Below are 23,674 nucleotides of genomic sequence, written 5' to 3' on the forward strand. Positions count from 1 at the left end.
GCAGCCCCAAGGATCTGGGCTGAGGGCGGCTTTATCGCGCTCACAAAAAAACGCCCGAAGGCGTTTTTATATCTGACAGCCGGGGTTTCACACCCGCGACTTGCGCCCGAAAAACGGATGGCTCGGGTCGTTGTAGCCCGGTGTCGTCGAGTGCCCGGTGACCACCAGATCATTGATAAAGGCTTCGTCCTGCGCGGTGAACCTGTAGTTCAACGCTGGCACATAGTCTTCCCATTGCTGCTCAGTTCGCGGCCCGGCAATGGCCGAGGTGATCAACTGGTTATTCAGCACCCAGGCCAAAGCGAACTGGCCTGCGGTAATGCCTTGCCCTTCGGCATAGTCACGAATGCGCTGGGCCAGGTTGAGGGACTCGGGGCGCCATTCGGTCTGCTGCAGGCGCGGGTCGTTGCGCCCGGCGCGGGTGTCCTGGCCAGGGGCCTGATCGGGGTCGTATTTTCCGGTGAGCACACCGCGCGCCAGCGGACTGTAAGAGATCACGCCAATGCCGTAATGCTCCGCCGCCGGCAGGTGCTCGACTTCGATCTGACGGTTGGCCAGGTTGTACAGCGGCTGACTCACGCTCGGACGCTGGATGCCCAGCAGGTCGGCGCTGCGGCTGAATTCGGCAAGTTTCCAGCCGCGGTGGTTGGACAAACCGTAGCCACGGATCTTGCCCGCCCGGATCACGTCATCCAGCGCGCGCAGGGTTTCGTCCACCGGGGTGTCGTGGTCTTCGCGGTGCAGGTAGAACAGGTCGATATAGTCGGTGTTGAGGCGCTTGAGGCTGGCGTCCACCGAGGCAATCACGTTCTGGCGCGAGGCTCCGCTGTTGTTCGGCCCGCTGCCGCCCGGGTTGGGATTGACGAACTTGGTGGCCAGTACCCAGTGCTGACGACGATCACCGATCAAACGGCCCACCACGGCTTCCGAGGCACCGTCGTTGTAGCCGTTGGCGGTGTCGATGGAGTTGATGCCCTGCTCGAAAGCGCGGTCGGTGATGCGCCGGGCGACGTCGTCCGGGGTCTGCCCGCCGAACATCATGGTGCCCAGAGTAATGGGTGAAACCTTCACGCCGTTGCGGCCCAGGTTGCGGTATTGAATGTCGCTCATGCTGACTCCCTGCGTGGTGATCGTGAAATCAAGTGGCGCAAACAGTAGTCAGCCGTGTTCTGGCGGTCAACGCCCAACGGGGCATAACCATAGAGCGGTTTTGTCAGGGTATCTCTTATTCAAAACGGGTCTTTAAACGTCGGAATTAATTATTTATGGATCTAAAAAACCCTCGGTAATCTCATGATTTTTCGGACCGCATGAAAAGGAATCATCATGAGCCGTCGCCCCCATGGCCCTGACAATTCACCTGCATTCACCTCACTTGCAGGTTCACGCCCATGAATATCCCTACCGGTTTTCTCGACAGCAGCGGCAGCGTTCCCTTCAGCTTGCCCGAGCGTGATCCACAGGGCGACGATCCTGTCGCCAAACGTATCAGCCACAACCTGCAGCGCTTGCGCGACAAGCGCCAGTTGTCCCTGGAAGCACTGGCCCATGCCAGTGGTGTGCGCCGCGCGATGATTGCGCAGATCGAAGCAGGCCGCAGCTTTCCTTCGGTCAAGGTGCTGAGCAAAGTCGCCGCCGCACTGAAAGTGTCCATCGCCGAGTTCCTCGACCCCGACGGCGCCGGCATGGTTATACGCCGCGCCCTGCCCCCTGAGCACACCGCCCCCCTGGTGACGTTCAACGAGCTGCGCCTGGGGCCCCAGGCCGAGGAAAGAGTACCCGGCAACCCCCATGGCGTGCAAAACCACCTGCTGGTGGCCGAGGGCACTCTGGAGCTGAAAATCAATGACGAACTGGTTGTGCTGCACGCTGGCGACTCGATCCTGTATCGCGCCGAACGACCCCACCGGTACCGCAACCCGCACAACAGCGAAGCCGTCGCCTACCTGCTGACCAGCCCTGCGCAAGTGCAGGAATAGCCCGCGTTTTCCTATCCCCTGCCTGGAGCCTTCGCCTTGTCACGTCAGCCCTCCCCTCTGGATTTTCCTCAAAGCCCGCTGTCCCGTGCCTTTGAACAACCGTTGTTTCTGGGCTTGTTCCTGCCGGTGCAGTCCGGTGGCTGGAGCCCTTCGGCACTGCCACGCAGTACCACCTGGACCTTTGACTACAACCGCCAGTTGACCCTGCGCGCCGAAGAGTTGGGATTTGACCTGGTGTTTGCCCTCGCTGAATGGTTGGGCAAGGGCGGCTACGGGGGCGATATCCGCTACCACGACGAATCACTGGATGCCTTTATCACTCAGGCAGCGCTGGCGTCGGTAACCTCGCGCATCCTGCTGATCTCTACCCTGCATGTGCTCTATGGCCCCTGGCATCCACTGCACCTGGCCAAGTTCGGCGCCACCCTTGACCATATCAGCAAGGGCCGCTGGGGCCTGAACCTGGTGACCGGGCATCGTCATCGCGAACACCGGCGCTTCGGTCAGGCCCCCATCGAGCACGATCAGCGCTACCGCCAGGCCGACGAATTTATCCGCGTGGTGCAGGAACTGTGGCACAGCCCGGACAACGTCGATTTCAGCGGCGATCATTACAAGCTCGAAGAGGCCTATGTCAGCGTCAAACCGTCCTTTGGCCGTCCGGTGCTGGTCAACGCCACCGGCTCACCCGCCGGTATCGACTTCGCGGCACGGCATTCCGACATTGTGTTCACCACCAGCCCCGGCAGTGCCGAGATCGAAAACGCGCTGGAGAAACTGCCCGAGCATTTGCAGCGCATCAAACACGCCGCCCGTGGCTATGGCCGTCAGGTGCGCACCCTGATCAACCCGCTGGTGATTTGCCGCGACAGCGATGCCGAAGCCTGGGAAGTCCACGCCGCGATCACGGCCGCAGGTGACCCCGGTGCACTGGAGGGCCATGCCCGTGAAGCCAGTGATGCCCATGCCTGGCGCGGCCATCAACCGGCCGAGCGTTATGTGGGCGGCAATATCCAGCTGGTCGGCAGCCCCGAGACCGTGGTGCGCGACATCATCCGCCTCAAAGAGGCCGGTATCGACGGCTTGCAACTGAGCTTCTTCGACTTTGCCCCCGACCTTGAACAGTTTGGCGAGCGCGTGTTGCCCCTTTTGCGCCAGGCCGGCCTGCGCCGCTAACCCACCCCAGGAAGACCGCCATGCCCTTTACCCGTCGTCAATTTGTTGTTGGCCTGTCTGCCCTGTCCGCGCTCGGCGCCAGCGTGCCGTTCCTGCCCACTGCCCTGGCCGATGCCACGGGGCAGGCCGTCAGCGGACGCCGGGTGTTCAACTTGCTGATCAATCCCGAGCCGCCTTCGCTGAGCTCTTTCAACACCACCGCTGGTACCAGCGTCACCGCCAGCAGCAAGGTGCTGGAGGGGCTGCTGACTTACGATGAAGCCCTCAATGCCCGCCCTGCACTGGCCACCGCCTGGGAGGCCGCACCCGATGGCTTGAGCTACCGCTTCACCCTGCGCGAAGGGGTCAAATGGCATGACGGCGAGCCGTTCACCTCGGCCGACGTGGCGTTCTCCCTGGACCTGATCAAGCGTTTTCACCCCCGGGGTTCCAGTACCTTTGCCAACCTGGAGCGGGTCGACACCCCCGACGACCACACTGCCATCGTTCATTTGAGCAAGCCGGCGCCGTACTTGATTCGCGGTTTTGCCGGCGGTGAAACGCCGATCCTGCCCAAGCACCTGTATGCCTCGGGCGACCCGCTGAGCAATCTGCACAACAACGCCCCGGTGGGCACCGGCCCCTTCCGTTTCAAGCGCTGGGAGCGCGGCAGTTTTATCGAGTACGAACGCAACCCGAACTACTGGGACCCGGCGGCAACGGTGGTCGATACGCTGATTCTCAAAGTCATCCCCGACGGTGCCGCGCGCCTGGCCGCGTTTGAAAACGGCACGCTGGATGCAGGCGGGCAAAGCCCGGTGCCGCTAAGCGAGCTGGAGCGCCTGACCAAATCCGGCCGATTAAAAGCCACCACCCGCGGCTATCGCTACACCATTACCCCGACCATGCTCGAGTTCAACCTCGATAACCCGCTGTTGTCTCGCCTCGAGGTGCGCCAGGCAATTGCCCATGCCCTGGACCGCGAAGTGATCCGCAAGGTGGTGTACTACGGCTACGCCGAAGCCAGCTATTCACCGATCCCGAAAAGCTTCGCCAACTACGTCTACGAGGGCCCCAACCCGTATCCCTTCGACACCGAGGCAGCCAATGCATTGCTGGACAAGGCCGGGCTGGTAAAAAAAGGTCCCTGGCGTTTCAGCCTGACCCTCGACCCGCTGCCCTACGGCGACAGCTACAGCCGCACTGCCACCTATGTGCGCAGTGCCCTGGCACGCATTGGCATCGAAGTGAAACTGCGCGCCCAGGATTTTCCCACCTATATCAAACGTATCTACACCGACCGCGACTTTGACTTTGCCGTGGTCGGCATGGGCACCCTGTATGACCCCACGGTGGGTGTGCAACGCCTGTTCTGGTCGAAGAATTTTCGCCAGGGCGTGCCGTTTTCCAATGGCACCCACTACAACAATCCCGAAGTCGACCGCCTGCTGGAAAGCGCCGCAGTAGAGACCGACGAACAAAAACGCGGCGAGCTGTTCAAGGCGTTCCAGAAGATCGTGATTGAAGAAGTGCCTTCGATCACCCTGGTCATGCAGCAACAGGTCTCGGTGTACAACGCCCGGGTCAGCGGTTTCGAAGATGACGCCAACGGCCTGGACAGCAGCCTGGCCAATATCAGCCTGGCTGACACCGGAGGCGCCCATGCTTGAACGGCGCAGAATGTGGCGCCTGTCACGGCGCACCTTGTGGCAGGCCATCCCCACCGTAGTCGGCATCCTGTTGCTGAATTTTTTGCTGCTGCGGCTGATCCCCGGTGACGCCGTGGATGTGCTGGCCGGTGAGTCCGGCGGCGCCAGTGCCGAAACCCTGCTGCAGTGGCGCAGCCATTTTGGCCTGGACTTGAGCCTGCTGGAGCAATTGCAACGCTACCTCGGCCAACTGGCCCATCTGGACCTCGGCCTGTCGCCACGCTTCAACCTGCCAGTCAGCCACCTGGTACTCGATCGCCTGCCCAATACCCTGGTGCTGATGGTCGGCGCATTGGGGCTGGCGCTGGCCATCGGCATCGCCGCCGGTACGGCAATGGCCACCTGGGTCGGTCGCTGGCCTGACCGCGTGTTGTCACTGGCGGTGTTGCTGCTGTATTCCACGCCGGGGTTCTGGATCGGCTTGATGGCGGTGCTGCTATTTTCGGTCAAGCTCGGCTGGTTGCCCAGCAACGGTTTTCAGACCCTGGGCCTCGATCTGCGCGGCACGGCCTGGCTGCTCGACCGCCTGCAGCACGCCGTGCTGCCAGTGCTGGCGCTGGCCACGTTCTATATCGCCCTGTATGCCCGCCTGACCCGTGCCGCGATGCTCGAAGTGCAACGTCAGGACTACGTGCGCACCGCACGGGCCAAGGGCCTGGCGCCATGGCGAGTGGTGTCACGGCATGTGCTGCGCAATGCCCTGCTGCCGGTTTCGACCCTGGCCGGGCTGCATTTCGCCGCCCTGCTCGGCGGCGCCGCCGTCACCGAAACCCTGTTCGGCTGGCCCGGCCTGGGCCGTCTCACCCTCGAGGCGGTGATGTCCCGTGACTACAACCTGCTGCTGGGCATCCTGCTGCTGTCATCGATGCTGGTGGTGGTGATCAATATCGCCGTCGACCTGCTGCAAGCCTGGCTCGACCCGCGTATCCAGGCCGACTGAAAAGGAGCTGCCCCATGACCACTGCCGTACTGCCAAACGCTCCGACCGGCTACAGCGAAAGCGTCTGGACGGCCCTGTTGCGCAATCCCTCGGCGCTGATTGGCGCGACCATGCTGGCACTGGTGCTGACCCTGGCACTGCTGGCGGGCACGCTCTACCCCGGTGACCCGCTGGATATGGTCGCCATGCCGATGCTGTGGCCCGGCGACGATCCGGGCTACTTTCTGGGCAGCGACTCACTGGGCCGCGACGTAGCTGCCGGGATCGCCCACGGGGCCCGCGGGTCTTTACTGATTGCCGCCAGCGCCACCCTGATCAGCGTGCTGATCGGCGGGCTGGTCGGGGCTCTGGCCGGCTACCACGGCGGCAAGCTGGGGGATGTGCTGATGCGCCTCTGCGAAGTGTTCCAGACCGTGCCGTCTTTTTTGCTGGTGATCGTGATCGTGGCCATCGGCAACCCGACGCTGGGGGTTATCGCGCTGGCGATCGGTATCTCCTCATGGCCCACGGTGGCACGCCTGGTACGCGCCGAGTTCCGTACCCTGCGTGAAGCCGACTTTGTGACTGCCGCGCGCAGCCTGGGCTTCGGCAACAGCTCGATCATCCTGCGTGAAATCCTGCCCAACGCCCTCGCGCCGCTGGTGGTCACCACCTCGATCCTGATTGCCCAGGCGATTCTGGTGGAAGCCGGGCTCGCCTTCCTCGGTATGAGCGACCCGAATCAGGCCAGTTGGGGCGCCATGCTCGGCAGTGGCCGCGAGCAGATCGCCAGCGGCTGGTACCTCACCGCCCTGCCGGGGCTGGCAATCATCTTCGTGGTGCTGGCCCTCAACCTTCTGGGCGACGGTCTCAATGACGCCCTCAACCCTCGCCTGCGACGGTATATCCCATGAGCCTGCTGGACGTACGCGGTTTGCGCGTGAGCTACGACAACGCCGATGCCGTCAAAGACCTGAGTTTCACCCTGCAAGCCGGCGAGACACTGGCGCTGGTGGGTGAGTCCGGATGCGGTAAATCCACCACGGCCCTGGCCCTGATGGGCCTGTTGCCGGACAACGCCCGGCTGGGCGGTCAGGTCTTGTTCGAAGGCCGCGACCTGCTGGTCATGCCCCCGCGCCAACGGCGCCAATTGCAGGGCAGCGCACAGGGCATGATCTTTCAGGACCCGCTGTCGAGCCTCAACCCGGTACTCACCCTGGGTGAGCAAGTCAGCGAAATCCTGCTGACCCACACTGACCTGACCCGGCGCCAGGCCTGGCAGCGGGCCGAAGAACTGTTCGCCCTGGTGCAATTGCCGCGCCCGGCAGCGCATTTACGTGAGTACCCACAGCACTTGTCGGGCGGCCAGCGCCAGCGGGTAGTGATCGCCATGGCGATTGCCTGCCAGCCCCGACTGTTGATCGCCGACGAGCCGACCACGGCGCTGGATGTCAGCGTGCAGGCGCAGATCCTTGAGTTGCTGGCTCGTTTGCGGGGCGAGCTGGGCATGGGTCTGCTGCTGATTACCCATGATCTGGGCGTGGTCGGCCAGCACGCCGACCGGGTCATCGTGATGCACGATGGCCACGCCCTGGAAAGCCGGTCGACCCGCGACCTGATCGAGCACCCGCAGCACCCCTACAGTCGCGGCCTGCTGCAGGCGTCGCTGGGGGCTGAACATAAGCAGCATTACTTGAGTAACCGTCTGGCTGAAATCAATGTCGAGCGCCAGCCGGAGCAGGCCACCCGCTATGGCGTCAAGTCCACCCTCTACGCGCCGGGCCGCCAGCCTCGGGCACCCACGGGCAACCCGGCGTTGCTCAAGGTCAGCGACCTGACCACCGGCTATGGCAACAGCACCGTACTTGACCGCATCAACCTTGAAGTGGGCGAGCGCGAGAGCGTGGGCCTGGTGGGCGAGTCGGGTTGCGGCAAGTCGACCCTCAGTCGCACCCTGCTGCGTTTACTGCCCGCACGCAGTGGCACAATCGAATTCGACGGACGCGATATCGCCAGCCTCAAGAACGAGTCGCTGCTGGGCTGGCGCCGTCAGGTGCAAATGATTTTTCAGGATCCCTACGCGGCGCTTAACCCGCGCCACAGCGTGGAGAGCATTCTCGATCGTGTGCAGCGCCTGCACGGGCAGACCGACCCGGGCCAACGCCAGCAGGCCCGCTTCGCAATGCTCGATGCCGTGGGGTTGGCGCGCAGCAGCCTGGCGAGCTTGCCCCATCAGTTTTCCGGTGGCCAGCGCCAGCGCATCGGCATTGCCCGGGCGTTGATCCTCAAGCCGCGGCTGGTGATCTGCGACGAACCGGTGTCAGCGCTGGATGTTTCGACCCAGGCGCAGATCCTCAATCTGCTGGTGGAGCTGCGCGAAGAGCTGGGCCTGTCCTATCTGTTTATCTCCCACGACCTGTCGGTAGTGCGCTATTTCGCCGACCGGATTCTGGTGATGGAACAAGGGCAAATCGTCGAACAGGCCACCCCGCAAACCCTCTGGCATTCACCCCGACACCCCTACACCCGTCGCCTGCTGGCGGCGATACCCGGCGCCGCTGCGCCGGAACCGGCCCCTCAACCTGTATCCGGCCTGCGCTTTGCCGTCGGCTGGTAATCCGTTCAACGCCAAGGAGCACGACATGTCGCAAATTGACTCTGCCTGGGGCGCCGTCCCGTCGGCGCGATACGAAGCATTGGCGGCCCGTTATCGGCCGGTCTTTGCGCAGATTCGTGAAGGAGCCGTAGATCGCGAACTGGAGCGACGCTTGCCGCTCCAGGAGTTGCAATGGCTCAAGGAGGCAGGCTTCACCACCCTGCGCGTGCCCAAGGAATATGGCGGTGCCGGCGCCAGCCTGCCGGAACTGTTCAACCTGCTGATCGAACTGTCCGAGGCCGACTCCAACCTGGTGCAATCGTTGCGCGGGCACTTCGGTTTTTGTGAAAACCTGCTTAACAGCCGCGACCCTGAGTATCAGGGCGTGTGGCTGGAGCGCCTGGGTCGTGGCGAAACCGTCAGCCCGGCGTCCGGCGAAGTGGGCAATGCCAAACAGCTTGAATTCGGCACCCGCCTGAGCCTGCACGGCGGCCACTGGCAATTGAGTGGCAGCAAGTTCTACACCACCGGTGCGCTGTATGCCGACTGGGTCGATGTCAGCGCCAACAACCCGGATGAACAGCGCGTATCGGTGACGGTGCGCAGCAATGATCCGGGGGTGGAAATCATCGACGACTGGAACGGTTTCGGCCAGACGTTGACCGCCAGCGGCACCGCGCATTTTCGCGAAGTGCCGGTGGACCCGCTCAATGTGATCCTGGCTGAAAACCGCTTTCGCTATTCACCGGCTTTTTTCCAGTCTGTGCACACGGCAACCCTGACCGGGATTGGCCGCGCGCTGGCCGACGAAACTGCCGGGCATGTGGCCAGGCGCACCCGCAGCTTCAGCAGCGGCAATGCACCGCGCGTGGCCCACGACCCGCAAGTGCTGCAAGTGGTGGGCAACCTGCGCAGCGCGGCCTATGCCGCCGGCGCTATTGCAACGCAGAACTTCCAGGCGCTGGAGCGAGTCCATCAGGCCCATTTGAGCGATGATGAACACGCCCTGAGCCACGCCGTGAATATTGCCGAACTGGAAGTGGCGCAGTCGCAAACCATAGTCTCGGACTTGATCATCAAGGCCAGTGGCGATCTGTTTGATGCACTGAGTGCATCGGCCACCCTCAAGCCCTTGGGACTGGACCGTTTCTGGCGCAATGCGCGCACGCTGTCGTCGCATAACCCGCGTATTTACAAGAGTCGCATCGTGGGGGATTTTGCGGTGAACGGCACACCGCCACCGGCGCAATGGCGCATTGGTGTGGCGGAGTAAACCCTGTGGGAGCGGGCTTGCTCGCGATGGTATCGACGCGGTTTGCCTGACAGACCTCACCGTTTGCATCGCGAGCAAGCCCGCTCCCACCGTGGCGTGGTATCGCTCAGTGACACACCAGCCCGTCGCCGATCTTCAGGCTGTCCACCAGCAACGCATTACTGCGCAGCTCCCATGCACGGGTCTGGCCGCCACGGGCCTGCCAGTCGCGCAGTGCCGCATTGATCAACGCGCGGCTTTGCCTGTCGACTACGGGCAGGTAAACCCGCAGGTCGCTGCTTGCCTTCAAGGTCTGCGGTAACAGCGCATAGAAGCGCCAGTCCGGCGCCTGTGCCAGCGCCTGCAAGCTGTTGCGCTCTTCCGCCAGCAGGTTGCACTCGCCCGCCATAAACGCCACCGCGGCACGGATCGACGACACATAAGTGCGCAGCTCGGCGCCCTGTTGCTGCAGGGTTTGCGCCCACGGGCTACCCATCGCCAGGCATACGCTTTGCCCGCGCACAGGACGGGCGGGAGCATTGCGCAAGCCAATCAACGCCCCCGCACGGTACTGCACCGGCAAATCCCGCAAGCTCGCCACCCGGTCTGCTTCGACCGGTAGTTTCAGACTGCCGGCAATGACCAGGTCGACGTGGCCGTCACTCAACGGGCCACTCTGCGGCAATGCCTGCAACTGCACCTTCAGTCCAAGGTAAGCCCCCAGGGCCTCGGCCAACTGACTGTCCAGTTCATCCGGCTCAGCCACCAGCGCCTCTTGCCCCAGGCTCGGCCGTGGGTAACTGCGTACGCCCACACGCAAGACCTGGCGCTGTTCGGCTGCCTGCAACAGCGGCCCACGAGGCATCTCACCCGGTGCCAATGGCCATTGCCAGGCGACCAGCGACACAGCGCCAACCACCACTGCTGCCAGCCACCTAACCACCGTGGCGCAAGCCCCGGCGCCAGTAGGTAAAGCGCCGTTCCAGCAAGGCCAGCAAAAAGTTGAGCAGCAAACCCACCACCGCCAGCAGCAAAATGCCTGCGTACATGCTGGGAATCTGGAACACCTCCTGGGAGTTCAGCGTGAGGAAGCCCAACCCGGAATGAGCACCAATCATCTCGGCGGCCACCAGTGCCGTGATGCAATACGCACCCGCCAGACGAATCCCGGTAAAGATCGACGGCGACGCCGCCGGCAGCACTATTTTGGTAAACAGAAACCAGCGGTTCGCGCCCATCGACAGCGCCGAGTTGATCAGCAACCCGTCGACCTGCTTAACGCCGCTGATGGTACTCAACAGGATCGGCCAGAACGACGCCCAGAAAATGATCGCGATTTTCGACAGTTCACCGATACCCAGAAACAGAATAAACACCGGAAACAATGCCAGCGCCGAGGTCTGGCGGAAGAACTGCAACAACGGATCAAGCACATGTTCGACCCGTGCAAACCAGCCCATTATCAACCCCAGGCTGACACCGCAGGCAATCGCCAGCAGCAGTCCGGCAAAGGAACGAAACAAGCTGGCCTGCAAGTGCTTGATCAGATCGCCACTGCTGGCCAGGTCCAGCACCGCACCCAGCACCGCCGATGGCGGGCTCAGGTAGCCGGGGTTGACCACGCCCAATTGCGGTAAGGCCTCCCAGAGGGCGAGGAACAGGACAATACCCACCGAGCTGTCGATCACCCGCCGCGAAGTCAATTTAAAGCCCATGTTTACACTCCAATCCGATAACCACCCTGGGTCGCGATGCTCTGCCAGTTCTGAGGCACTGGCGCCGCAACGGGCTCACGGGCCACGTCTGTGACCTCGTCGCGCAGGGCTTCCCAGGCACGCTGGCGGTAGTGCACAAAGGCCTGGGTATTACGCAATTCCGGCTGGCGCGGGCGCGGCAGGTCGATGTCGAAGATCTCCTTGATCCGCCCCGGGCGCTGGGTCATCACCGCCACCCGGTCCGACAGGAAAATCGCCTCGTCCAGGCTGTGGGTAATAAACACGATGGTTTTTTTGTGCGTATCCCAAATGCGCAGCAACTCACTCTGCAGGGTCTCGCGGGTTTGCGCGTCGAGGGCGGCGAAAGGTTCGTCCATCAGCAGCACATCCGGGTTGTAGGCCAGCGAGCGGGCAATCGCTACGCGCTGGCGCATGCCGCCGGACAACTCGTGAGGGTAGCGCGAGGCGAAGCCATTGAGGCCCACCAGCTCCAGGTATTCGCGGGCAGTTTCCAGCCGCCGGGCCTTGGCCACCCCGCGGATCTCCAGACCCACGGCAATGTTGTCGAGCACCGTGCGCCAGGGCAGCAATGCATAGCCCTGGAACACAACACCCTGGTTACGGTTGATGCCCTGCAGGGGCCGGCCATCGACCAGAAGGTCGCCGCCGGTCTTGTGCGCAAGCCCTGCAAGGATATTCATAAAGGTCGACTTGCCGCAGCCCGAAGGCCCGAGGATGGACAGGAACTCGCCCTCGCGTACCTGCAGGTCAAACCCCTCCAGCACGGGCACCCGCTCCTCTCGCCCCGCTTCATTCAAGGCCCGGTACTCCATGCTCAGGTCACGGGCGGCGATCTTGTGTTCCGGCATCAGGCATGCCCCCGGGCGAACGGGTTGAAGTCGTTGGTGTAGACATCCTTGACCCCTATCGAACCTTTTTTGATCTTGCCTTCGTTTTCAAGAATGTCGATGTAGTACTGAATCGGCGGCTCGGTCACTACCAGGTCATCGACATAGGCAAAGCGCTCCACCAGCTCGAGCTTCATGCCGATGCGCTCGGAGGTGATTTTGCGCGCGTCGTCGGGGTTGGCATTGACCCAGTTGGCCGCGCGGGCGATCGCGTTTACAACGTCGCGGGTAGCCTCCGGGTTCTCGCGGCTGAACTTGCCATACACACTGTAGGGCGCCATGCCGCCCAATCCGCCATCCAGATCGTAGTCGCTCCACAGCTTGCGTAATGCCGGGTTGTGCTCGGCACCGCCGGACGATGGCGGATGAATGATTGCAATGTCGATATTGCCGGTGGCCAGGGTCTGCTCGGCCTGGTTGTCCGGCACCACCACCCAGTTGATCTTGTCGACATTGACGCCCTGCTCGCGCAGGTACTTTTTGGTGACAAATTCGGCGCAGGCGCCAAAGCTGTTGAAGCCTACGGTCTTGCCTTCCAGGTCTTTGGGCTTGACGATGCCGGAGTCGTCGCGCACGAAGTATTTCATGTGCGGAGCTTCTTGCAGGGTCTTGCCGCCGGCGGCCACCACCTTGAGGTCAAGACCACTGGCGATGGCTGAAATCACCAGCGGTACCATGCGCGCGCCGAAGTCTATTTCGCCGGTGCCGGTCAATGGAATGATCTGGGGCGCGGCAATACGGCCGATGTACTTGGGCCGTGCCCGCGAGCCTTCGAAATAGCCGAGGGAGTCGGCGACATAGACCAGATCGAATGAGGGGTTGTCGGGGTATTTGAAGTCCACCACCTGATCGGCGCGGCTCTTGATCACGGCGGCGCTTTTAGCGCCGCTGTCCTTTTTTTCGCAGCCGGGCAGCAGAATGCCCGCAGCGCCGACCGCACCCAATACCGCGCAACTACGCAGGAATGCTCTTCTGTTGTTGATCGGGTTCATGCCCGCTCCTTGTGGGTTTTGAATTGTGGGAGCGAGCCTGCTCGCGAAGGCATCAAGGCCTGCTTCGCGAGCAGGCTCGCTCCCACTAGGGTGGGGGGAGTCAGGCGGTTTTCAGGGTGTAGCGCGACTCCGGGCGAGTCAGGCCGTAGTGTTCGCGCAAGGTGCTGCCCGCATACTCACTGCGGAACAAGCCGCGCTGGCGCAAGATCGGCAGCACTTCGTCGAGGAACACGTCAAAACCATCGGGGAATGCCGGCGGCATCACGTTGAAACCATCCGCCGCACCGCTGCGGAACCACTGCTCAATCAAGTCGGCAATCTGCACCGGGGTACCCACCGGCACCCAATGCCCGCGCGCCCCCGCCAGGCGGTTGATCAGCTGGCGCAAGGTGACGTTTTCGCGGTCGACAATATCGATGATCAGCTTGAAGCGGCTGGACTGGCTTTCGACGCCTTCGAAGTTGATCAGATGGCGCGGAAACGGGGCGTCCAGATCCTGACCCGACAAGTCCACACCCAACATGCGCCGCAATTGGCCCAGGGACACGTGGGGCAATACCAGCTCATTGAGTTCATCAAACTTGCGCTGCGCTTCGGCTTCGGTGCTGGCGATATATGGGCTGATGCCCGGAAGAATTTTCAGCTGGCGCGGATCGCGGCCCACGGCTTTCGCCCGGGCGCGGATGTCATTGGCAAATTCCGTGGCGCTTTGCAGTGTCTGGTGCGCGGTAAAGATGGCTTCAGCATGCCTGGCGGCAAAATCACGACCATCCTCGGATGAGCCGGCCTGCACCTGCACCGGTCGCCCCTGGGGCGAACGCGGCGAGTTCAGCGGGCCCTTGACCTTATAGTAAGCGCCGACGTGGTTGATCGAGTGCACCTTGCCGCTGTCGGCAAATACCCCGGCGGTTTTATCCAGCACCAGCGCATCGTCTTCCCAGCTGTCCCACAGGTCACCGACCACCTGCACGAACTCTTCGGCCTGGGCGTAGCGATCATGGGCCGAAGGGTGTTCATCAAGCCCAAAGTTGGCCGCTGCGGCAGCCATTGACGTGGTGACAATGTTCCAGCCCGCACGGCCCTTGCTCAGGTGATCCAGCGCGCTGAACGAACGCGCCAGGTTGTAAGGTTCGCTGTAGGTGGTGCTGGCCGTGGCAATCAGGCCGATGCGCTGGGTAACCGCCGCAATGGCTGCCAGCCAGGTCACCGGCTCGAAGCGGATGCGCAGGCCTTCGCGGCCGCTTTCGGCCAGTGACGGCGAGTCGGCAAAGAAAATCGCATCGAGCTTTTCGCGCTCGGCGCGTAACGCCAGCTGCTGGTAGTAGCCAATGTCCATGGACGACTCCGGCACTGACTGCGGGTGGCGCCAGGCGGCTTCGTGATGGCCGTTGGGGTAGATAAACAGGTTGAGGCTGAGCTGACGTTCGGACATGTTCTGTTCTCTGAATTCAGGTGGCAGGGGTTCAATGCAATTCGGCGAAGTCACTCAGCACGTCGTCGCGCAGGGCGATAAAGCGGCTGTCACTGCGGTTGCGCGGGCGCGGCAGGTCGATATCGAGGATGCGCCGGATACGCCCGGGGTTGGGCTGCATGACCACCACGCGATCACCGAGAAACACAGCCTCATCCACATCGTGGGTCACCAGGATCATGGTGATTTTTTCCTTGGCCCAGATGTTTTGCAGCTCGCCCTGCAAGCGCGCCCGGGTCAGGGCATCGAGAGCGCCAAGGGGTTCATCGAGCAACAGCACGCTGGGGCGGTTGACCAGCCCCCGGGCAATCGCCACACGCTGGGCCATGCCGCCGGAAATCTGGTGCGGGTAGGCGTCGATAAAGTCCTGCAGGCCCACCAGTTCGATATGTTCGCGCACGGTGTCGCGCTTTTCCTTTGTGCTCAGCGGCGAGTTTTTCAGCGCCACGGCAACGTTCTGCTCAACGTTGAGCCAGGGGAACAAACGGTGATCCTGAAACACGATGCCGCGCTCCAGCCCCGTGCCGTCAATGGGCTGGCCATTGAGCAGGATGCGCCCCTCATACTCTTCGTCCAGGCCCAGAATCAGGCGCAGCAGGGTGGACTTGCCGCAACCGCTGGCACCGACGATGCTGATAAATTCGCCGGGAGCGATATCCAGCTGGATATTGTCCAGCACTTGCAACTGGCTGCTGCTACCGGGGCGCGAAGCAAAGCGCTTGCTGATGTTTTCCAGGGTCAGGCTGTTATTGAGCATGCTGCAATCCTTTTGAAAGTGCCGATCAACGCGGTTCAATGCCGTACAGGCGTTGCATGCGTCGCTCAAAAATTCGGGCCAGGGCATTGAGGCTCCAGCCCACCAGGCCGATGACCACCATGCCGAACAGCACCAGGTCCATCATGAAATGCTCGCTGCCATCGATCAGCGTGTTGCCGATGCCCTCCCCCGACACCAGCAGATATTCGGCGCCGATGGTCGCCAGCCACGAGTACACCAGCGCCAGATACAGCCCGGTGAAAATCGAGGGCAAGGCGGCGGGCAACATGACTCCGACGATGGTCTGCCAACGGCTGAAGCGGTAGACCCGCGCCACTTCCAGCAGGTTGGGCGGCACATTGCGCAGGCCGTCGCAGGTATTGACCACCACCGGTACCAGGGCCGCCAGTGACAAAAACACCACCTTGGCCACATCGCCCAGGCCGAACCACACCGAGATCAGCGGGATCCAGGCGAACAGCGAAATCTGTTTGAAGGTGTTGAAGCTCGGGCCGACCAAACGCTCGAAATAGTGCGACAGGCCCAGCAGGCAACCCAGCACCAGGCCCAGGGTGGTGCCGATAAAAAAGCCGCTCAGGTTGCGCGTCAGGCTGGCGCTGATGGCCCGCCAGAACTTGCCCGAAGCGATCTGGTCCCAGGCCGTGGCCGCCACTTTCTCCGGTGAAACCAGCAGCCCGGACTGGCTCCAGCCCATATGCGAAGCCAGCCACCACAGGGCGACGGCACTGATCGGCAGCACCCAGCCGCGATAGCGACGGCTGCTGCCATGACTGATAGCCAGTGCGCTGCTCATGACAGGCGCCCCGCTACCGGTGCGCGGCCACGATTAAGGCGGCGCTCGGCATAATCAAAACCACGGTCGATCACCAGGCCGATCGCCCCGACCACCACCACGGCGGCCATCACCAGATCCAGCTGGAACAGTTGGCGACCATAGACAATCAGGTAACCCAGCCCTTCGCTCGACGCCACCAGCTCAACCACTACCAGCGACAGCCAGGCCTTGGTGAAGCCCAGGCGCAGGCCGGTAAACAGGGTCGGGATAGCCGCCGGCAACACGATAAACACCACACTCTGCCAGCGGCTGAAACCATAGGCCCGCCCTGCTTCCAGCAAGCCCTTGGGCGCCTGGTGGAAAGCCTGCAAGGTGCACAAGGTGATCGGCACCATCGCCGCCTTGGCAATCAGCACGTACTTGAGCGGCTCGCCAATGCCGAACAGCAACAAGGCAAACGGCAACCAGCCCAAGACCGGGATTTGCACAATGGCATTGAAGGTGGGCAGCAGATAATCTTCGACGGTTTTCGACAACCCCATCGCCAGCCCCAGCGCCACACCGATAGCGCCCCCCAGGGCAAACCCGACGACTACCCGCTGCAGGCTGGCGGCAGCATTTATCCACAGGTCGCCAGAAGCAAAGAGATCCGACAGGGTTTCGTAAACATAGGCTGGTGGCGGCAAGACCTGCTCTGACAGCCAGCCCTGCTCAACCCCCAGATACCACAGGCCCAGCAGGGTCAGCGGCAAGAGCCAGGGCAAGCTCCGGTCACCCAGGGTCGTGGCCCAGGCCGAGGTGCGCGGCACTTCGACCTTGCGTACCGGGCGTGCCGGGGCCGGTGGCAAACGCTTGACGTTGCCCTTGGGTAGCGCCGGTGCGTACTGCTGCGGTATGACGGTCTGTGCCCTGGCCATATGCCTGGCTCCTTTGTTGCTACTACAAAAAACGGAGTCCCTGTGGGCTCCCACAGGGGTATCCCCATAAGGGTATGCAGTTACTTGCCCGCCACCGCATTGCCGGCGGGCTGTTTGCCATCCACGCCATAGGCCGTCCAGAAGCTCTCCAGGCCCTTGGCTTTCAACGCGGTCTGCAAATAGTTCGGCTCAAACCAGCCTTCGATACTCACCGGGCGGCGGATCAGCTTTTCGTCCTTGGCCTGCTCTGCCACTGCCTGGTAGCGACTCACCAGAAAGGTGTCGATCAGCGGCGAATTCCGGTCCCGCAAACTGACCCCGGTAAAGTCGGCGCGCAGTGAGTCCACCGGGTCGTTGCTCTTGGCCCACTCGCTGAACACCTCATCACGATGGTTGTCTTCGGACGCCCATTTCGCCGCATCCACCAGGGTATCGACGACTTTTTGCACATTGCCCGGGTGCTCTTTTTCATAGGCACCGCGCACCACCAAGGCGGTCTGACGGGTGTAGCGCACATCCTGGGCAGGGTTGTCGTAAACGATGTCGATCAGGCCCTTGTCACGCAGCTTGAACAGCTCACGACCACCGAAGGCCGCATCCACGCCATTGGAAACCAGGGCTGCCTGGGTACTGCCGGCATCGAGGTTGATCACCTTGATATCGCGCTCGCTCATGCCGTGCGCTGCCAGCAGGTTGATCGACACCAGATGACCGTTGGTGCCGCGAAACACCGCGACCTTCTTGCCTTTGAGGTCTTCGATGGTCTTGATGTCAGAGCCCTTTGGCACCGCCAGATACAGGTTGGCCCGCACCCCCAGTGCTGCCAGCAGTTTGGTGTCCAGCCCGTTGGAGCGCCCGACCACCGCCGGCAGATCACCCTGATAGGCGAAGTCCAGCTGCTGGTTGGACAACGCTTCGTTGACCGCAGGGCCAGCGCCTTTGAAGAAGAACCACTGCACCTCGGTGCCGGTGCCGGCGAAGGCTTTTTCCAGCAGTTGCTGGTTGCGCACGATGCCCAGCGGCGAGCCACTGAACGTGACCGGATCACCGCCACCGGCGCTCGCCACACCGACGCGCAACACATCGGCCTCGGCCAGCGGAACAGCCATGACCGCCGCCAGCACGGCGGCAATGCGGGTCTTGCGCAACAGGGCATTTACTTTGAATGTGGCCATGGGCAGGTCTTCCTTGAAGCAATAAGGCGCGGCCCGTCAGGCGGCGAGGTGTTTTTTGTCGGCTTCGGTTTTCGGCGAGCGGGTGTCCGGGGTCGGCTTGAGCGCCTGGCTCAGGCGACCGTCGACACCCACCGGCACATCGCCGTCGATGGTGGTGCGACGTACGATGCGCGGGGCATCGCCGTAGTCGTTGATCGCAATATGCTGGGTGGCGCGGTTATCCCAGATCACCACATCACCTTCCTGCCAGCGCCAGCGCACGGTGTTGTCGACATGGGTAATGCGGTCATGGAACAGGCGAATCAGTTGCTTGGAATCGTTGCTGCTCACACCCTGAATATCTTTGACAAAGTGGCCCAGCAACAAACTTCTTTCGCCCGATTCCGGGTGAACGCGAACCAGCGGATGTTCAGTTTCATAAACTTCGGCAGTGAACTGTTCGCGATAGCGCTTGAGACCGGACTCATCGGTACCGCGAGGCGTCGCATAGTCATAAACATTGGTGTGCAGGGCGCGCAAGTTGTCCGCAAGTTGCTTTAACGGCTCGGGTAAATCGTTATAAGCCGATGCGGTATTGGCCCACACTGTGTCGCCGCCATAGGGTGGAATGACCACACCGCGCAAGATGGAGATTTTCGGGTAATTGGCCACAAAGGTCACATCGGTATGCCAGGAGTTGGCGCGGGTTTCCTTGGCGTCCAGGTGCAGGATGGCGGAACTTTGCTCGGCAGAGCGCACGGTCGGGTGGGGCACCTGATCACCGAAGCGGCGGGAAAATGCTTCGTGCTCGGCGTCGCTTAAATGCTGGTCGCGAAAGAACAGGACTTTATATTTCAACAAGGCCTGATGAATAAACTCGAATGTTTCGCCACTGATATCACCGCCCAGTTTTACGCCTTCAAGTTGTGCACCAATTCGACCCGCTACGGGTTTTACTTGAATAGTCATCGCCCCACTCCTGCTTCACGAGTTGTTGTGAACAGATCATAAAGGCATAAAAACTCGGGCAGCCAATCACTTTTTAGTCTAACGATAGATGAGCAGTTTTATAGAACATGTCCGGTTTTAGCGGGGTTAAAGGGTTATAAACTTTTCAGTTGTAAGTTAATAACCCTTTCAATTATTCACCTGTTTGCCTGGCTCGCGCATAACCGCTTTACGACGCGGCAACCGGCCATTGAGCAGCGGTGGAGCGAGACTCTTCCCCGATTTGGACAGGCGCAAGCGAGCGGGATTACGCTCGGATGTTTCACGGGAATGAAAGCGAATCGTCGTACGAATCACCTGATTATCTCTAGCTAGGCTCACAGATCTGACCACCCTTCTTTGGTTTGGTGGCTTAAATTCAGGAGCGCATATGAACAACGCAGAACACTTAACCGCCCAATGGCACTTGCAAAAGAAACGGGCAGAGGTCAGCGTAATGACAAACGTCATTACACGAGTCAAAGCCATGGCCTCTATCAACATTCGCATTGACGATGAACTCAAAGCCCGCGCTTACCAGGAACTTGAGCGCCTGGGTGTCACCCCCTCTGAACTGGTCCGCCAGGCATTTCAGTACGTAGCCGAACGCGGCCAACTGCCCTTTCGCCCCATGCTGGTAACCGAAGAAGACGAAGCCCTCATCAACACTGTGCGCGAACGCCTGGCTGCACCGCAAAGGGTCAAGGTAACACTGGATGACCTTTGATCTTGAGTTTGACCAGCGCGCACTCAAGGAATGGCACAAGCTCGCAAACCGGTCATGCAGCAACTCAAGAGCAAACTGTCAGAGGTGTTGCTCAACCCCCGCGTTGAAGCCAACCGGCTGCGCAAGCTGCCCGATTGCTACAAAATCAAGTTACGCAGCGCGGGTTACCGACTGATCTATCAGGTTATTGATCAAGAGGTTGTGGTGTTCGTGGTCGCCGTTGACAAGCGCGAACACGAGACCGCGTATCGCAAGGCGCAAGACCGCTTGAAGTAAGCCACCCCATTAAAGGCAAGCGCAAATCCAAAGCCCTGTAAAATCCAGGTTTTCAACTGGGTCAACACCTCTGGCATATGCCTTGCACCCTCACAGTATGCTTTTGCCAAGGTGCTGCCTCCCATGAACGAATCACTCGCCGGCCCTCTGGCCTGGGTCAACGGCAGCGATGCCCCGGAAAAAACCGAAATCAACCTCGGTTTTATGGCCCTAAGCGATTGTGCCTCGGTGGTGGTGGCCGCCACTCAAGGGTTCGCCCAGCCCTTCGGGCTGACGCTGAACCTCAAGCGCCAGTCGTCCTGGGCCAGCCTGCGGGACAATCTGGTCAACGGCCAGCTCGACGCCGCCCACAGCCTCTACGGGCTGATCTACGCCGTGCACCTGGGCATTGGCGGCGTGGCGGCCACCGACATGAGCGTACTCATGGGGCTTAACCAAAACGGCCAGAGCCTCAACCTCTCCCACGGTTTGCAGGCCCTGGGCGTGACCCGTCCTGAGGCGCTGCAACAACACGTGCACCAAAGTCGATCGAAACTGACCTTCGCCCAGACTTTTCCCACGGGCACTCATGCCATGTGGCTGTATTACTGGCTGGCGAGTCAGGGCATTCATCCGCTGCAAGACGTCAACAGCGTAGTGGTACCACCGCAACAGATGGTTGCGCACTTGCTGGCAGGTCGCATTGACGGCTTTTGCGTCGGCGAGCCGTGGGCTGCCAGCGCGGTTGCACAGAATATGGGGTTTACCCTCGCCACCACCCAGGCGCTGTGGCCCGATCACCCGGAAAAAGTCCTGGGCTGTACCCGGGCGTTTGTCGAGCAGTACCCCAATACCGCCCGGGCGCTGGTGATGGCGATCCTGGAAGCCAGCCGCTTTATCGAGCAGAACGACGAAAACCGGCGCAGTACCGCGCAGTTGCTGAGCGCCCCCGAGTACCTGAATGCACCCGTAGAGTGCATCGCGCCGCGCCTGCTCGGCGACTACAACGACGGCCTGGGCAAGCACTGGCAAGACCCGCACGCCCTGCGTTTTTATGGTGACGGCGAGGTCAACCTGCCGTACCTGTCCGATGGCATGTGGTTTATGACCCAGTTCCGCCGCTGGGGCTTGCTGCGCGAAGACCCGGACTACCTCGGTGTTGCCCGTCAGGTTCAGCAATTGGCCCTGTACCGCGACGCGGCCAACGCCGTTAACGTGCCGGCAGGTGCCGCAAACATGCGCAGCAGCCAGTTGCTCGATGGCAAGGTGTGGGACGGCTCGGATCCCGCAGGCTATGCCCGAAGCTTTGCGCTGCATGCCATGAGCACCCGCGCTCCTCTTGCTGCCCGTCGTTGACCGGAGCCACCCCCATGCTGCGTATCTTGCTGATCAACGACACGGCGAAAAAAGTCGGCCGCCTGAAAGCCGCGCTGAGTGAAGCCGGATTTGAGGTAATCGATGAATCGGGCCTGACCATCGACCTGCCTGCTCGCGTCGAAACGGTGCGCCCGGACGTGATCCTGATCGATACCGAGTCGCCAAGCCGCGATGTGATGGAGCAAGTGGTGTTGGTGTCTAGGGACCAACCACGACCGATTGTCATGTTCACCGACGAGCACGACCCCGGCGTGATGCGTCAGGCGATCAAGTCAGGGGTTAGCGCCTACATTGTCGAAGGCATTCACGCACAGCGCTTGCAGCCAATTCTCGATGTGGCCATGGCTCGCTTCGAGAGCGACCAGGCCCTGCGCGCCCAACTGCATGCCCGCGACCAGCAACTGGCCGAGCGCAAGCGCATCGAACTGGCCAAGGGTCTGCTGATGAAGATGAAAAGCTGCAACGAAGAAGAGGCTTACACCCTGATGCGCCGCCAGGCCATGAGCCGCCAACAAAAACTGATACAGGTGGCGGAACAGATCATAGCCATGAGTGAGCTTCTGGGGTGACCCATGATCCTCCTCAATTGGCACAGTTTTCGCTAAGCAATCCTTACCGGTAACCAACGGCGGTTGCCCCATCTACGACAGAGACGTCGCTCCCCTGATTCGCCCATGGCGGATCCGGCAGCGGCGTTTTTTCGTTTTGGCCCCAGCGACCGGGGCCGGTGGTGCGGCCGTTACGGCGCCCCATCGCAACTCTTCTTCTAAAAACGATCAACCGTTGAGGTGCGCGATGAATTCAAGCTTCTGGAAGTCCGGCCATACTCCAACCCTGTTCGCGGCGTTTCTGTATTTCGACCTGAGTTTTATGGTCTGGTATCTGCTCGGCCCACTGGCCGTGCAAATCGCCACCGACCTGCACCTGACCACGCAACAGCGTGGGCTGGTGGTGGCCACGCCGATCCTCGCGGGGGCCGTGCTGCGCTTTGTGATGGGCCTGCTGGCTGATCGCCTGTCTCCCAAAACCGCCGGGCTGATCGGTCAGGTCATTGTTATTGGTGCGCTGTTTGTGGCCTGGAAGCACGGTATTCACAGCTACGAGCAGGCTCTTTTGCTGGGACTGTTTCTGGGCATGGCTGGCGCCTCGTTTGCCGTTGCGTTGCCGCTGGCCTCGCAGTGGTATCCACCGCAACACCAAGGCAAGGCAATGGGCATCGCCGGTGCAGGCAACTCTGGCACGGTGTTCGCTGCGCTACTGGCCCCGGTGCTGGCAGCGGCGTATGGCTGGAGCAATGTGTTCGGCTTTGCCCTGATCCCGCTGGTGCTGTGCATTTTCGTATTTGCCTGGCTGGCCAAAAACGCCCCGGAACGGCCCGTGGCCAAGTCCATGAGCGATTACTTCAAGGCCCTGGGCGACCGCGACAGTTGGTGGTTCATGTTTTTCTACAGCGTGACGTTCGGCGGCTTTATCGGCCTGGCCAGCGCCCTGCCCGGCTACTTCAATGATCAATACGGACTAAGCCCGGTGACGGCGGGTTACTACACAGCCGCCTGTGTGTTTGGCGGTAGTTTGATGCGGCCGCTGGGCGGTGCGCTGGCGGATCGCTTCGGCGGTATTCGTACCCTGTTGGGGATGTACACCCTGGCGACCATCAGCATCGCCGCCGTGGGTTTCAACCTGCCAAGCTCCTATGCAGCACTGGCGCTTTTCGTCTGCACAATGCTGGGATTGGGTGCAGGTAACGGTGCAGTTTTCCAATTGGTGCCTCAGCGCTTTCGTCGTGAAATTGGCGTTATGACGGGTTTGATCGGCATGGCAGGCGGCATCGGCGGTTTCGCCCTCGCAGCAGGCATGGGCGCGATTAAACAAAGCACCGGCAGCTATCAACTGGCCTTGTGGTTATTTGCCAGCCTTGGCGTACTGGCCTGGTTCGGCCTGCACGGGGTCAAGCGCCGCTGGAGAACAACCTGGGGCTCGGCTGCCGTGACCGCTGCCCGAGTGTGAG

Annotated in this window: 22 protein-coding genes and 1 pseudogene; 12 read left to right on the forward strand and 11 right to left on the reverse strand. The window is 61.6% G+C overall.

Annotation, left to right across the window (positions count from 1 at the left end):
- Window positions 1–87 precede the first annotated feature (87 nt).
- Window positions 88–1,110: an aldo/keto reductase gene (locus tag FHL07_RS19575; protein ID WP_153328213.1), complete on the reverse strand. Its 1,023-nt coding sequence runs from the start codon at window positions 1,108–1,110 to the stop codon at window positions 88–90.
- A gap of 281 nt (window positions 1,111–1,391) precedes the next feature.
- Between FHL07_RS19575 and FHL07_RS19580 the strand changes: the two genes are divergently transcribed.
- Genes FHL07_RS19580 through FHL07_RS19610 form a run of 7 tightly spaced genes read left to right on the forward strand, consistent with a single transcriptional unit; the run spans window position 1,392 to window position 9,631 of the window.
- Window positions 1,392–1,979, forward strand: coding sequence for a helix-turn-helix domain-containing protein (locus FHL07_RS19580; RefSeq protein ID WP_095039272.1), 588 nt, complete (start codon window positions 1,392–1,394; stop codon window positions 1,977–1,979).
- A gap of 36 nt (window positions 1,980–2,015) precedes the next feature.
- On the forward strand, window positions 2,016–3,155 hold the full coding sequence (locus FHL07_RS19585) for an LLM class flavin-dependent oxidoreductase (RefSeq protein WP_095002518.1): 1,140 nt from the start codon (window positions 2,016–2,018) through the stop codon (window positions 3,153–3,155).
- A 20-nt stretch (window positions 3,156–3,175) separates the two neighbouring features.
- Window positions 3,176–4,804, forward strand: a complete 1,629-nt coding sequence (locus FHL07_RS19590; protein WP_095002517.1) for an ABC transporter substrate-binding protein — start codon at window positions 3,176–3,178, stop codon at window positions 4,802–4,804.
- Window positions 4,797–5,783: an ABC transporter permease gene (locus tag FHL07_RS19595; protein ID WP_138738811.1), complete on the forward strand. Its 987-nt coding sequence runs from the start codon at window positions 4,797–4,799 to the stop codon at window positions 5,781–5,783. The genes FHL07_RS19590 and FHL07_RS19595 overlap by 8 nt, the downstream gene beginning before the upstream one ends.
- A gap of 14 nt (window positions 5,784–5,797) precedes the next feature.
- The gene (locus tag FHL07_RS19600) at window positions 5,798–6,676 is read left to right on the forward strand and encodes an ABC transporter permease (RefSeq protein ID WP_095018743.1); all 879 of its coding nucleotides are present in this window, start codon (window positions 5,798–5,800) and stop codon (window positions 6,674–6,676) included.
- Window positions 6,673–8,379, forward strand: coding sequence for a dipeptide ABC transporter ATP-binding protein (locus tag FHL07_RS19605; protein WP_138738812.1), 1,707 nt, complete (start codon window positions 6,673–6,675; stop codon window positions 8,377–8,379). The genes FHL07_RS19600 and FHL07_RS19605 overlap by 4 nt, the downstream gene beginning before the upstream one ends.
- Window positions 8,380–8,404: 25 nt before the next feature.
- The gene (locus FHL07_RS19610) at window positions 8,405–9,631 is read left to right on the forward strand and encodes an acyl-CoA dehydrogenase family protein (protein ID WP_138738813.1); all 1,227 of its coding nucleotides are present in this window, start codon (window positions 8,405–8,407) and stop codon (window positions 9,629–9,631) included.
- A gap of 106 nt (window positions 9,632–9,737) precedes the next feature.
- On the opposite strand, the gene FHL07_RS19615 is transcribed toward FHL07_RS19610, so the two are convergent.
- The 10 genes from FHL07_RS19615 to FHL07_RS19660 all read right to left on the reverse strand — a co-directional run bounded on the left by FHL07_RS19615 (window position 9,738) and on the right by FHL07_RS19660 (window position 19,289).
- Window positions 9,738–10,517: an ABC transporter substrate-binding protein gene (locus FHL07_RS19615; RefSeq protein WP_238705569.1), complete on the reverse strand. Its 780-nt coding sequence runs from the start codon at window positions 10,515–10,517 to the stop codon at window positions 9,738–9,740.
- Between the two features lie 28 nt (window positions 10,518–10,545).
- A complete protein-coding gene (locus tag FHL07_RS19620) occupies window positions 10,546–11,325 on the reverse strand; it encodes an ABC transporter permease (RefSeq protein WP_095020661.1) in 780 nt (259 codons plus the stop codon).
- Window positions 11,326–11,327: 2 nt separating this feature from the next.
- Window positions 11,328–12,194, reverse strand: coding sequence for an ABC transporter ATP-binding protein (locus tag FHL07_RS19625; RefSeq protein WP_138738814.1), 867 nt, complete (start codon window positions 12,192–12,194; stop codon window positions 11,328–11,330).
- On the reverse strand, window positions 12,194–13,225 hold the full coding sequence (locus FHL07_RS19630) for an ABC transporter substrate-binding protein (protein WP_095002509.1): 1,032 nt from the start codon (window positions 13,223–13,225) through the stop codon (window positions 12,194–12,196). Before FHL07_RS19630 ends, FHL07_RS19625 begins: the two co-directional genes overlap by 1 nt.
- 100 nt (window positions 13,226–13,325) lie before the next feature.
- Window positions 13,326–14,657, reverse strand: a complete 1,332-nt coding sequence (locus FHL07_RS19635; RefSeq protein ID WP_095002508.1) for an LLM class flavin-dependent oxidoreductase — start codon at window positions 14,655–14,657, stop codon at window positions 13,326–13,328.
- A 31-nt stretch (window positions 14,658–14,688) separates the two neighbouring features.
- Entirely contained in the window at window positions 14,689–15,453 is a 765-nt protein-coding gene (locus FHL07_RS19640; RefSeq protein WP_095002507.1) for an ABC transporter ATP-binding protein, read from the reverse strand.
- Window positions 15,454–15,478: 25 nt separating this feature from the next.
- Window positions 15,479–16,267, reverse strand: a complete 789-nt coding sequence (locus FHL07_RS19645; protein WP_095002506.1) for an ABC transporter permease — start codon at window positions 16,265–16,267, stop codon at window positions 15,479–15,481.
- Window positions 16,264–17,166, reverse strand: a complete 903-nt coding sequence (locus tag FHL07_RS19650) for an ABC transporter permease (RefSeq protein WP_095002505.1) — start codon at window positions 17,164–17,166, stop codon at window positions 16,264–16,266. Before FHL07_RS19650 ends, FHL07_RS19645 begins: the two co-directional genes overlap by 4 nt.
- An 80-nt stretch (window positions 17,167–17,246) precedes the next feature.
- Window positions 17,247–18,341 (reverse strand): ABC transporter substrate-binding protein, encoded by a 1,095-nt coding sequence (locus tag FHL07_RS19655; RefSeq protein ID WP_138738815.1) that lies wholly within the window; start codon window positions 18,339–18,341, stop codon window positions 17,247–17,249.
- Between the two features lie 36 nt (window positions 18,342–18,377).
- Window positions 18,378–19,289: a TauD/TfdA dioxygenase family protein gene (locus FHL07_RS19660; RefSeq protein ID WP_095002503.1), complete on the reverse strand. Its 912-nt coding sequence runs from the start codon at window positions 19,287–19,289 to the stop codon at window positions 18,378–18,380.
- Window positions 19,290–19,794: 505 nt separating this feature from the next.
- Between FHL07_RS19660 and FHL07_RS19665 the strand changes: the two genes are divergently transcribed.
- From FHL07_RS19665 to FHL07_RS19685, 5 genes and pseudogenes are all read left to right on the forward strand, one after another.
- The gene (locus tag FHL07_RS19665; protein ID WP_095002587.1) at window positions 19,795–20,034 is read left to right on the forward strand and encodes a type II toxin-antitoxin system RelB/DinJ family antitoxin; all 240 of its coding nucleotides are present in this window, start codon (window positions 19,795–19,797) and stop codon (window positions 20,032–20,034) included.
- Window positions 20,024–20,310 (forward strand): annotated as a pseudogene (locus FHL07_RS19670) (type II toxin-antitoxin system RelE family toxin). The gene FHL07_RS19665 and the pseudogene FHL07_RS19670 overlap by 11 nt, the downstream one beginning before the upstream one ends.
- A 123-nt stretch (window positions 20,311–20,433) precedes the next feature.
- Entirely contained in the window at window positions 20,434–21,645 is a 1,212-nt protein-coding gene (locus FHL07_RS19675; RefSeq protein ID WP_095002502.1) for a CmpA/NrtA family ABC transporter substrate-binding protein, read from the forward strand.
- A gap of 14 nt (window positions 21,646–21,659) precedes the next feature.
- Window positions 21,660–22,235, forward strand: a complete 576-nt coding sequence (locus FHL07_RS19680) for an ANTAR domain-containing response regulator (RefSeq protein ID WP_019827366.1) — start codon at window positions 21,660–21,662, stop codon at window positions 22,233–22,235.
- Window positions 22,236–22,461: 226 nt separating this feature from the next.
- Complete coding sequence (locus tag FHL07_RS19685) at window positions 22,462–23,673, forward strand: nitrate/nitrite transporter (RefSeq protein WP_095002501.1); 1,212 nt, start codon at window positions 22,462–22,464, stop codon at window positions 23,671–23,673.
- The last annotated feature ends 1 nt before the right edge of the window (window position 23,674 follow it).

Source organism: Pseudomonas sp. FSL W7-0098 (assembly GCF_005930585.1).
GTDB lineage: Bacteria > Pseudomonadota > Gammaproteobacteria > Pseudomonadales > Pseudomonadaceae > Aquipseudomonas > Aquipseudomonas bubulae.